This window comes from Micromonospora citrea, assembly GCF_900090315.1.
GTDB classification, from domain to species: Bacteria; Actinomycetota; Actinomycetes; order Mycobacteriales; family Micromonosporaceae; genus Micromonospora; species Micromonospora citrea.
The window spans coordinates 7,134,206-7,145,280 of sequence record NZ_FMHZ01000002.1 but is presented as its reverse complement, the minus strand read 5'-3'; the positions used below and the strand labels follow the sequence as shown (position 1 = coordinate 7,145,280).

Annotated in this window: 7 protein-coding genes and 4 pseudogenes; 5 read left to right on the top strand and 6 right to left on the bottom strand. The window is 73.8% G+C overall.

What is annotated here, in order from left to right:
* The 4 genes from GA0070606_RS31750 to GA0070606_RS33015 form a co-directional block, all read right to left on the bottom strand.
* Positions 1-725 (bottom strand): pentapeptide repeat-containing protein (locus GA0070606_RS31750; protein ID WP_091107074.1); only part of this gene is annotated, 725 nt, incomplete at its 3' end.
* 137 nt (positions 726-862) lie between these two features.
* Positions 863-1,318, bottom strand: a complete 456-nt coding sequence (locus GA0070606_RS31745) for a golvesin C-terminal-like domain-containing protein (protein WP_091107072.1) — start codon at positions 1,316-1,318, stop codon at positions 863-865.
* 90 nt (positions 1,319-1,408) lie between these two features.
* Positions 1,409-2,383: a serine hydrolase domain-containing protein gene (locus GA0070606_RS31740; protein WP_091107066.1), complete on the bottom strand. Its 975-nt coding sequence runs from the start codon at positions 2,381-2,383 to the stop codon at positions 1,409-1,411.
* A 251-nt stretch (positions 2,384-2,634) separates the two neighbouring features.
* Complete coding sequence (locus GA0070606_RS33015; protein WP_245724507.1) at positions 2,635-2,943, bottom strand: SDR family oxidoreductase; 309 nt, start codon at positions 2,941-2,943, stop codon at positions 2,635-2,637.
* Positions 2,944-3,073: 130 nt separating this feature from the next.
* Between GA0070606_RS33015 and GA0070606_RS31730 the strand changes: the two are divergent.
* The 5 genes and pseudogenes from GA0070606_RS31730 to GA0070606_RS31710 all read left to right on the top strand — a co-directional run bounded on the left by GA0070606_RS31730 (position 3,074) and on the right by GA0070606_RS31710 (position 10,024).
* Positions 3,074-5,861 (top strand): annotated as a pseudogene (locus GA0070606_RS31730) (exo-alpha-sialidase).
* A 26-nt stretch (positions 5,862-5,887) separates the two neighbouring features.
* A pseudogene (locus GA0070606_RS31725) lies at positions 5,888-6,739 on the top strand (carbohydrate ABC transporter permease).
* 26 nt (positions 6,740-6,765) lie between these two features.
* Positions 6,766-8,081, top strand: a pseudogene (locus GA0070606_RS31720) (ABC transporter substrate-binding protein).
* A pseudogene (locus GA0070606_RS31715) lies at positions 8,078-9,116 on the top strand (ABC transporter ATP-binding protein). The pseudogenes GA0070606_RS31720 and GA0070606_RS31715 overlap by 4 nt, the downstream one beginning before the upstream one ends.
* A gap of 38 nt (positions 9,117-9,154) precedes the next feature.
* Positions 9,155-10,024, top strand: a complete 870-nt coding sequence (locus GA0070606_RS31710; protein WP_091107081.1) for a carbohydrate ABC transporter permease — start codon at positions 9,155-9,157, stop codon at positions 10,022-10,024.
* Here GA0070606_RS31710 and GA0070606_RS33820 read toward each other — a convergent pair.
* Positions 10,012-10,134, bottom strand: a complete 123-nt coding sequence (locus GA0070606_RS33820; RefSeq protein WP_281190537.1) for a hypothetical protein — start codon at positions 10,132-10,134, stop codon at positions 10,012-10,014. The genes GA0070606_RS31710 and GA0070606_RS33820 overlap by 13 nt on opposite strands.
* A 104-nt stretch (positions 10,135-10,238) precedes the next feature.
* Positions 10,239-10,988 carry a hypothetical protein gene (locus tag GA0070606_RS32820; protein WP_176737496.1) on the bottom strand — a complete coding sequence of 250 codons (750 nt, stop codon included), beginning with the start codon at positions 10,986-10,988 and terminating at the stop codon, positions 10,239-10,241.
* Between the last annotated feature and the right edge of the window lie 87 nt (positions 10,989-11,075).

Below are 11,075 nucleotides of genomic sequence, written 5' to 3'. Positions count from 1 at the left end.
GGTCCGCCCCGCGCAGGTCCGCCCGCGCAGTCGGCCCCGGTCAGGTCGGCCAGGCCGAGGTCGACGCCGCGCAGGTCCGCGCCGATCAGCAGCGCCCCGCGCAGGTTCGCCCGGCGCAGGTCGGCCCGGCGCAGGTCGGCGCCGAACAACCGGGCGCCCCGCCGGTCCGCGCCGGGCCGGCCGCCCCGCGCCCGCGCCGCGTCCCCGGCGCGGGACAGCAGCGGGTTCACCCGGCCCCGGTAGGCGTCCACGTCGATCGCCAGCAGCGTCTCCGGGGTCCCCCGGGCCAGCCGCTCGGTCTCGGCGCGCGCGGCGGCGAGTTCGTCGCGCAGCGGCTGCGGCGGGCGCAGCGCCAGCGCCTCGGTCAGGTACCAGAGCAGCTCGTGCAGCGGTCGCATCACGGCGAACGTGTCGAACATGCGCGCGGCGCTCCCCGGCGCCTCGCGCCAGTCCCGCCCGCCGAAGGTGTGCTGGGCCACCCGCTGCCCGGCGCCGAAGCAGTCGAAGACGGTGCAGCCGGGGAAGCCGCGGTCGCGCAGGTCGGCGTGGATGCCGCAGCGCGAGTCGGCCCGCAGGTTCGGGCAGGGCTGCCCGGCGGGCTTGTCGATGGCGAAGTCCGCCGACGCGGAGAAGGCGGGCGCGACGCAGCAGAGCCCGAAGCACCGGGCGCAGTCGGCGCGCAGGTCGTCCGCCGCCGACGATGGCGACCGGGATGTTTCCGACACGCTGATCGTTCTCCTGCCGATGGTGACCCTTCCCTCGCCGGGACGCGGGCGGAGCACCCATTGTCCCGCGCGGCGCTGGTGGCCCACCCGCCGGGCGGGCCACCAGCGGGAGGGGCGCCCGCGCGCGCCCCGGTGGCTCAGACCCGGGTGACGCGTACGGCGTCCGCGACCACGTGGCCGGTGCCCGAGGTCCACCGGCTCACGCCGACCTTGTTGCCGTCGCCCCGGGCGAGGGTGAAGGTGCCCAGCGAGCGCCACGTCCCGCCGTTGCTGCGCTGGTCGACGTGCACCGTCTTGTTGCCCGTCGAGGTGGCCACGATGTAGGGGGTGGCGGCGCTGTTGCCGGTGGACGCCGGGTACCAGACGTCGACCCGGTAGGTGCCGGTCTCGGGGACGTCGACCTTGTACCAGGCGACGTCGCTGGCGGCGACCGGGGCGGCCCGCCGGTAGTTGGTGCCGTACCGGCCGGTGAGGCTCGACGCGACGGCCCAGTTGCTGCTGGCGGTGAAGCGGCCGGCCGTGGTGTTGTCCACCACCACGCTCCACGGGCTGAAGTACGTCGACCAGAGGTTGTGCGTCGGCCAGCTGGTCACCTGGCGGGAGGCGGCCCACAGCGCGCTGTCGATGTCGCCCGTAGTTGAGGCCGGAGGGGTCGTCGCGCTGGTTGAACAGCGCCGCCCAGCTCATGCCCTGGTAGCTCTTGACCAGCAGGGTGTAGGTGCCGGCCAGGCTGCCGGTGTGCCAGATGTGTACTTCGTCCCGCCGCTGGTGGCGAAGGGGCGCACGGCCCAGCCGAGGCCGTAGTACCAGCCGTTGCCGTTCACGCCCGTCGAAGGCACCGCGGTGACCTTGGCCAGCGAGGCGCCGTCGAGCACGCCACCGGCGCCGTCGAGCATGGTGGCCCAGCGGACCATGTCCACCGCCGAGGCGACCCACCCGCCGTTGGCGTCGCGCAGGCTCATGCTGAAGGTGCCGTACGGGGCCGGCACGATGGTGCCCGAGTCGTCCAGGACGGTGCGCCCCGTGTACTGCGACCGGTAGCCGACCTCGCCGGCGAGCCGCGTCAGGGCCTTCCCGTGCGCCATCCGGGTGATGCCCAGCGGCGCGAGGAGCTTCTGCTTGACGTACGCCTCGTAGGACAGGCCGGTGACCTTCTCGACGACCCGGCCGGCGAGGAAGTAGCCGTAGTTGCTGTACGCCACGGTGCTGCCCGGGTCGTGTTGCAGCGGCTGGCCGGACATGTAGCGCAGGACGTCCTCCTTGCGCAGCTCCAGCGGAACGCCCAGCGCCTGCGCGATGACGTGGTCGCGGCCGTGCAGGGGGTCGAAGGTGAGGTCCCGGTCCCAGCCGCCGAGGTGCTGCAGCAACCGCCGCAGGGTCACCTGCGGCATCCTCGGGTCGACGGACTGGCCGGTCGGCGGGATGAAGTCCAGCACCGAGGTCACCGGGTCGTCGAGGCCGACCAGGCCGTCCTGCGCCAGCCGGAGCACCGCCGCGGCGGTGAGCGACTTGCTGAGGCTCGCGATGCGGAACAGCGACGTGGGCTGGATCGTCTCCGCCGAGTTGTTGCCGTAGCCCCGGGCCAGCACGAGCCGGCCGTTGTACGCCACCGCGAGCTGCCCGGCGCTGACACCGCGCGCCTGCATGAACGATTTCATGGTGTCGTCGAAGCTGCTCAGCCCGGCAACCGCGGTGCCGGTGGCGACCCACCCGTCCGCCGCCCGCGCCGGCGCGTGGAGCAGTGTGTGCCGGCACCGGCGGCACCGGCGCCGGCCGCGCCGACGAGCTTTCCGAACGTCCTCCTGCTGACTGTCCGCACGACATCTCCCCGTCCAGTTGATCTAGCCGGGGAGACCCTACTAGAGGATTCGAGATTGGACGGTCCGGTCGGCGACCGTCGCGGAGGACGTCACCTCGTTCCCGCGCCGCCCGCCAGTCGTGCGAGGTGAGCGCGTCGACCTGCGGGACCCGTCAGCAACATGCCGCCGTCGACGGGCCAGGACGCGCCCGTGACGCACGCGGCGGCGGGCGAGGCGAGCAGCGTCACCACGGCGGCGACCTCCCGCGCGTCGCCGGGCCGGCCGACGGGCACCCCGGGCCGTTCCCGCGTGAACGGGTCGACGTCCTCCTGCCCGGTCATCGGGGTGGCGGCCTCGCCGCGGTTCTCGTGCGGCGCCGGCATGGCGCCGCACCACCCGTTCCATGCGGACGCAACCATCCGTTGATCCCGGTCCATGCGGGGATTGCCCCCGTCGATCCGCTCTGCCATTCTCCGACGTGGACGCTGCCAGCGACGGTCGCCAATCCGGAGGGCCGCGCGGCGGCCCCTATCTGCCGGAAGGACCCTCGTGAAGCGCAGACGTCGCCACCTGCTCGTGGGGCTGGCGGTCGGTGCCCTGGTGGCATCGACCGGGCTCGTAGGAATCCACTTCGCCGGCGCCCAGGTGCCGGCCCCCGCCGCCGCGACCGGGACGGCGAGATGCCCGGCGCGCTCGGTGCCCACATGGAGCGGCTGCGCCAGGCCGTGCCGGGCAACGACGGCATGTCGCCGGACGGCCCGGGCAACGCCGCCCAGCAGGAGTTCCTGGAGCGCGCGTACCCGGCCAGCACGATCAGCATCGCCCAGATGGACCGGTCGAAGGCGGCGTACTCGGCCGCCGAGCGGCGCGCCGGTGGCAGCCCGGGGTGGACCAACGTCGGCCCGAGCGAGGCCCTCTACCCGTTCACCGAGTTCCGCAACGCCTACAACTACGTGCCGAACGCGTACGTCGCGGGCGGCCGGGTCACCTCCATCGACATCGCGCCCGACTGCAACGCCCTGCTCTGCCGGGCGTACGTGACGCCGGCCGGCGGCGGCGTCTGGGGCACCCTCAACGTCCTCGCGCCGGAGCCGAAGTGGTTCTACCTCGGCGGTCCGCTCGGCATCAACGCGGCCGGCTCGGTCAAGATCGACCGTAACGACAAGACCGGCCTGACGATCTACGTCGGCACCGGCGAGGCCAACACCTGCGCCTCCGGCTGCGTCGCCGGCGTCGGCCTCTACAAGTCGACGAACGGCGGCGTCACCTGGAAGGGCCCGCTGGGCAAGGACGCCCTGGCCGGCAAGGGCATCGGCGAGATCACGATCAAGCCGGGCGACCCGAAGACGCTCTACGTCGCCACCACCACCGCGCTGCGGGGCATGTCCAGCTCCTGCTGCACCGGCGTCACCCGCCCGGTGCCCGACGCCGAGAAGTGGGGCCTCTACAAGTCCACCGACGGCGGCGCGAACTGGAAGTTCGTCCACAACGGCTCGGCCGACGCGACCCAGTGCACCGGCAGCGCCGCCGAATACAACAACACCGCCGCCTGCTCGCCGCGCGGCGTGCGCTACGTCAAGCTCGACCCGCGCGACGCGAACGTCGTCTACGCCTCCTCGTACGCCCGGGGCGTGTGGCGCTCGGCGGACGCCGGCGCCACCTGGACCCAGATCAAGCCGTCGCTCAACCCGGCGGTCTTCCAGACCCGCGCCGCGATCGACGTGACCGCCCTGCCGAACGGCAAGACCCGGATGTACGTCTACGAGGGCAACCTCGGCAACCCGTACTCGCGGCTGTTCCGCAGCGACGACGTGGCCGGCGGTGCCCCCGCGTTCACCGACCTCACCAGCGCGAACCCGGCCGACCCGGGCTACGCGACCTACAACCAGTGCACCGGCCAGTGCTGGTACGACGTGTTCGTGCACACCCCGGCCGGGCACCCCGACATCGTCTACACCGGCGGCTCGTACGTCTACGGCGAGACCGTCGCCCACAAGCGGGCCGTGGTGCTCTCCACCGACGCCGGCGTCAGCGGCACCGACATGACCTTCGACGGCACCGACGAGCTGCACCCCAACGGCCTGCACCCCGACCAGCACGCCCTGGTCACCAACCCGCGCAACCCCTACCAGTTCTTCGAGGCCAACGACGGCGGCGTGATGCGCTCCAGCGGCCAGTTCGTCGACCGGTCGGCGTGGTGCGACAACCCGGACCGCAACCTGGCCACGCAGGCGCAGAAGGACCGCTGCAAGCAGATGCTCTCGCGGATCCCGTCGAAGCTGGACGGCATCAACAAGGGCATGAACACCCTGCAGTTCATCAGCCTCTCGGCCAGCCCGCACGACCACACCCTGCTGCAGGGCGGCACCCAGGACAACGGCACCTGGGAGAACAAGGGCCAGCGCAGGCGCTGGGTCAACACGATGATCGGCGACGGCGGCGCGTCCGGCTTCGACGTCGGCAGGCCGGAGTTCCGCTTCCACACCTTCTACGACGCCACGCCCGAGGTGAACTTCAACAACGGTGACGTGGGCAGCTGGATCTCCATCTCCGACCCGATCTTCGGGCAGCCGGGCACCCTGTTCTACGCCCCGGTGATCAGCGACCCGAAGGTCAGCGGCACGATGTTCCGGCACCTCCCGCACCGTCTACCGGACCAAGACGTTCGGCCTGGGCGACCGGAGCCTGGCGGAGGCCGACCGGATCTGCAACACCTGGACCGGCACCTTCGAGGCGCAGTGCGGCGACTTCGCGCCGCTGGGCACGGTCAACCTGACCGACGCCGCCTGGGGCGACCGGGCCGCGGGGCCGTCTCGGTGGTGCAGCGCGTGGCCACCGACTCGTCCACCGCGTACGCGGCCACCAGCACGGGCCGGGTGTTCGTGTCCCGCAACGTCGACGCCGAGCCGGCGTCGGCGGTCACCTGGACGCGGATCGACACCGCCGCCACGCCCAACCGCTTCGTCACCAGCATCCACGTCGACCCGGCCGACCCGGCCCGGGCGTGGATCTCCTACAGCGGGTTCAACTCGAACACCCCGGCCACCGTCGGGCACGCGTTCGAGGTGAAGCTGGCCGGCGCCGGCGCGACCTGGGCCGACCGGTCGTACGACTTCGGCGACCAGCCGATCACCGACCTCGTCCGCGACGACGTCACCGGTGACCTCTACGCGGCCACCGACTTCGGCGTCCTGCGGCTGGCCAAGGCAGCACCACCTGGGTGAAGGCGGCCCGCGGCATGCCCAACGTCGAGGTCGCCGGGCTCACCGTAGTGCCGGGCAAGCGGGTGCTCTACGCCGCCTCGCACGGCCTCGGCGCCTGGCAGCTCGCGCTCTGAGGAGTTCGACCATCGGCAACGACACGGTGAGGGGCCGCGCGAGCGGCCCCTCACCGCTGCCCGAGGCGGCCGGCCGCGCCTGGCGCACCCTCGGCGCGGCGTTCGTCCTGCTCGTCTTCGTCCGCCGCTGCTGCTGCTGGTCGCCGGGTCGCTCACCGAGCCCGGGCTGCCGCCGCCGCCCACTCCGCGGCTCGTGCCCGACCCGGTCTCCACCACCGGCTACCAGCAGGCCGTCGAGCTGGGCGGGCTGCTGCGCGCCTCGCTCAACTCGGTGCTGGTCGCGGTCGTCGCGGTGCCGCTGAGCGTGCTCGTCGCGTCCCTGGCCGGCTTCGCGCTGGCCCGGCTGGCCCCGCGCACCACCGCCGTCGTCGTGGCGGCCTCCCTGGTGGCCCTGATGGTGCCGGCCACGGCGCTGCTCGTACCCCGGTTCGCGATCTTCCGGCTGCTCGGCCTGACCGACACCCTGGTGCCGCTGATCGCCCCGGCGTTGCTGGGCACGTCGCCGCTCTACGTCCTGGTCTACTACCTGGCCTTCCGGGCGCTGCCGGGGACCTCTACGACGCCTGCCTGGTGGCGGACCTCTCGCCGACGCGACGTGGTGGCGGGTCGCCCTTCCGCTGGTCCGGCCGGTCACCGCCGGGCTCACCGCGCTGACCTTCGTGCTCACCTGGTCGAACTTCCTCGACCCGCTGGTCTACGTCTACGACCGCGACCTGTTCACCCTGCCGCTGGCGCTGCGCTCCCTTTCGGTGCTGGACCCGACGAACTTCCCGGTGTTCCTGGCCGGCGCGGTGCTGGCCACGGCGCCGGCGCTGGTCGTCTTCGTGCTCGCCCAGCGGCGCTTCCTCCACCACGACGACCCGACGGGACGACACTGACGATGCGACCGGAGACGACACCGACGATGCGCCCGAAGGCGATGCTCGCCCTGCTGCTCACCGCCGTGCTGGCCGTCGCCGGCTGCGGCGCCGGCTCCGGCGCGTCGGCCGACGGGCCGGTGCGGCTGCTGGTCTTCGGCGCCCCGAGGAACTCGCGCCTACCGCACCCTCGTCGAGGCGTACGAGAAGGCCCGCCCCGGCGCCGACGTGCAGCTCGTCGAGGCCAGCGACCGCAAGGACCTGCTGGCCCGGCTGGCCACCTCGGTGGCCGGCGGCGCCCCGCCGGATCTGTTCCTGATGAACTACCGCTTCTACGGCCAGTTCGCCGCCAAGGACGTCATCGAGCCGCTGGACGACCGCCTCGCCGCCTCCGACACCGTCGACCCGGCCGACTACTACCCGGTGGCGTGGAACGCCTTCCGCTGGCAGGATCGGCAGCTCTGCCTGCCGCAGAACGTCTCCAGCCTCGCCGTCTACTACAACCGCACCCTCTTCGCCAAGTACGGCGTGCCCGAGCCGAAGGCCGGCTGGACCTGGAACGACATGGTCGCCACCGCCGGCGCCATGACCCGCGACTCACGCGGCGCGGTGATCAGGGCCACCGAGAGCGAGGGTGCCGCGCTGCGCCCGGCGGTGCACGGCCTCGGGGTGGAGCCGTCGATCATCCGGCTCGCCCCGTTCGTCTGGTCGGGCGGCGGTCAGCTCGTCGACGACCCGGCGAGGCCGACCCGGCTGACGCTGGACACCCCGGCCGCCCGGGAGGCGCTGAAAACCTGGTGGACCTGCGGCTCGCGTACGGGGTGGTGCCCACCGACGAGGAGGTGGAGGCCGAGGACGACGAGTCCCGGTTCGCCAACGGCCGGCTCGCCATGCTGATGAGTTCCCGCCGCTCCACCACCACGTTCCGCTCGATCACCGGCTTCGAGTGGGACGTCGCCCCGCTGCCCGTCTACCGGGAGCAGGTGGGGGTGCTGCACTCCGACGCGTACTGCATGACCCGGGCGCGAAGCACAAGGACGCCGCGTGGCGGTTCCTGGAGTTCGCCATCGCCGAGGAGGGCCAGCGGATCGTCGCGGCCGGGCGCACCGTCCCGTCGCACATCGGAGTGTCGCAGTCCCCGGCGTTCCTCGGCCCCGCCCAGCCGCCGCGCAGCGCCAGGGTCTTCCTCGACGCCATCCCCACCGTCCGGGCCCTGCCGACCGTCTCCACCTGGCCGGAGATCGAGGACGTCACCTACGGCATCCTGGAGAACGCCATGCACCGGGGCGACCGGCTCGACGACGTGATCCGCGAACTCGACCGGCAGACCCGCCCGATCTTCGCCCGCGGGGAGCACGGGTGAGCGACCCTGGCCTCGCCCTGGCCGGGGTCTCGGCCGCGTACCGGGGCGCGACCGTGCTGCACGAGGTGGACCTGGCCGTCGCCCGGGGCGAGCTGCTGGTGGTGCTCGGCCCGTCGGGCGCCGGCAAGTCGACCGTGCTGCGGGTCGTCCGGCCTCGAGCCGGTCACCGCCGGCCGCGTCCGCATCGCCGGGCGCGACGTCACCGGCGAGCGTCCGGGCCGGCGCAACGTGTCGATGGTGTTCCAGTCGTACGCGCTCTTCCCGCACCTGAGCGTCGCCGAGAACATCGCGTTCGGCCTCGAGGTGCGCGACACGCCCCGCGCCGTCGCCCGGGAGCGGGCGCGGGCGGCGGCCGAGACGGTCGGCTGCGCCGGGCTGCTGGACCGGCGGCCCGCGCAGCTCTCCGGCGGCGAACGGCAGCGGGTGGCGCTGGCCCGGGCGCTGGTGCGCGAGCCGGACGTGTTCCTGCTCGACGAGCCGCTGTCCAACCTCGACCAGGCGCTGCGGGTGCAGATGCGCGCCGAGCTGCGCGCCCTGCACGACCGACTGGGCGCCACCATGGTCCACGTCACCCACGACCAGACCGAGGCGCTGGTGCTCGCCGACCGGATCGCCGTGCTGCGCGACGGTCGCATCGAGCAGGTCGGCACCCCCGACGAGATCTGGCGCACCCCGGCCACCACCTTCGTCGCCCGCTTCGTCGGCTCCCCGGCGATGAACCTGCTCCCGGCGGACGGCCCGCTGCGCCCGGGCGGCGACCCGCCACCCGGCGTCGAGGCCGGGGGAATGCGGATCGGCTTCCGGCCCGAGGCGGTCACCCTCGACGCCGCCGACGGCACGGACGCCACCGTCGACCGGGTCGAGGTGGTCGGCGAGGACGCGTACGCGTACCTGACCCTCGCCGCCGGGCACCCCGTCGTCGCCCGGGTGCCCGCCGCCCGCCGGCCCGGGCGCGGCGCGGCGGTACGCGTCGCCGTCCACTGGCCCGACGTGCACGTCTTCCACGCCGACTCCGGCCGCCGGTACGCCCCGTGACGACGACCGACCGCCGTTCGCGCCGGCAGTTGGCGCTGATGCTGACGCCGTACCTCGTCGGCCTCGTCGGGCTGGTGCTGCTGCCCGCCGCGGTCACCCTGGCGCTGGCCTTCACCGAGTACGACCTGCTGCGCCCGCCGCGCTGGGTGGGGCTGGACAACCTCGTCGCGCTGGCCGACGACCCGGTTTTCCGGGTGTCGCTGACCAACTCGCTGGTCTTCGCGCTGGTGGCCGTACCGCTGCGGGTGCTCCTCGCCCTCGGCCTGGCGCTGCTGCTGCACCGCCGGGCGGTCGGCGTCGGCAGCGCCCGCAGCGCGGCGGTGCTGCCGACCGCGGTGCCCGAGATCGCCTACGGGCTGCTCTGGCTGTGGCTGCTCAACCCGCTCTACGGCCCGATCAACCAGGTGCTGCGCACCGGCGGGGAGAACGGCCTGACCGCGCTGGGCCGCACCCCGCCGCAGTGGCTCACCGACCCGACCGACGCCCGCGCCGCGATGATCCTGATGAGCCTGTTCACCATGGGGGAGACCTTCGTGGTGCTGCTGGCGGCCCGCCGCGCGCTGCCCCGCGACGTCTACGAGATGGCCGCGATCGAGGACGCCACCGGCTGGGACGTGTTCCGCCGGATCACGCTGCCGCTGATGGCGCCGGTGCTCGGGCTGCTGGCGGTGCGCGACGCCGTCCAGAGCCTGCACTTCACCTTCGTGCCGGCCTTCGTGGTCACCGACGGCGGCCCGCCCCCGTACGCCACCACCTACCTGTCGCTGTTCGTCTACCGCACCGGCTTCGAGTACCTGCGCTACGGCTACGCCGCCGCCGCGACCCTGGTGATGATCCTGCTGACCGTGGCGGCGGTGCTGGTGCAGTGGCGGCTGATCCGCCGCTACCGCGCGTTCTACCGGCTGTAGGACCAGCCGGAGACGCCACAGCCGCCGGCGAGCAGCTCCCGCGGACGGGGGCCCGTGATCTCCTGACCGCGGAAGGCCACTGTCGACAGCAGGGTCAGTTCGGCGGTCACCCGGACAGGCTAGGGCGCGCGGCCGGCGTCGGGCGGAACCGGTGCCGCCGCGCTTGGGCCGGTGCCCCGACTGGCCGGCGGCCTCGGCTCCGGGTCGGCTGAGGCTACGCCCGCACGTCCCGACGCCGGTATCCGCAGGTGCCGACGGCGACGGCCGTGCCCGCGAGCGCGACCATGACGGCCGTCGCGGGCCAGTTCGGCGCCGTCTGGGGCACGTCCGCGAGGTGCGCGTACGGCGAGAGCCGGCCGACCCAGGCCGGCGCGCCGGTGCTGTCGGCGACGACGGTGAGCAGGAACCCGCCGGCGCTCGGCAGCATGCCCAGGGCCGCCACCCCGCGCGGCGCCCGGCCGAGGGCCAGCACCGCCGACCCGAGGCTGAGCAGCGCGACGGGCAGGACGTTCCAGGTGCCGGCGAGCGCGGCGGGCAGCGACAGATCCGCGTCGACCACCGCCGCACCGAGCCACGTCGCCGCGCCGGCGACGGTGACGAGCGCCGCCGCGCCGACCGTGGTGGTGGCGACCTCGGCGGCGAGCAGGCGGGCGCGCGAGAGCGTCCCGGCGTGGAGCAGGGTCAGGCGTCCGTCGGTCTCCGCGGCCGCGAACGCGGCGAGCCGGACGGCCGTGAAGGCGCCGACCGGCACGGCGAGCAGGGCGAACAGGCTGGCGACGTACCCGTGGACGGTGCCGAGGCCGGCGAAACCCGCCTGCGCGGCGAGGTCGGCGAAGCGTGCGTTGTCGGCGAGGAACTCGGTCAGGGAGACCGCCAGCGCGCCGATCAGCAGGAAGTACGCCCCGACGCCGGCCGACCAGCCGGCGAGTGGCCGCAGCATCCGCCGCACGGCGAAGGACTCCACCGAGCGGAGCAGCCGCAGGCGGGGCGGGCGGCCGGCGGGGAGCGACCAGCCCGTCGCGGACGTCCCGCCGCACCGCCAGGGTGAACG

Coding starts and splice junctions, on each gene's coding strand:
- GA0070606_RS31740 (WP_091107066.1), bottom strand. CDS start 2,383: ATGAAATCGTTCATGCAGGCGCGCGGTGTCAGCGCCGGGCAGCTCGCG.
- GA0070606_RS33015 (WP_245724507.1), bottom strand. CDS start 2,943: ATGGTTGCGTCCGCATGGAACGGGTGGTGCGGCGCCATGCCGGCGCCG.
- GA0070606_RS31710 (WP_091107081.1), top strand. CDS start 9,155: ATGCTGACGCCGTACCTCGTCGGCCTCGTCGGGCTGGTGCTGCTGCCC.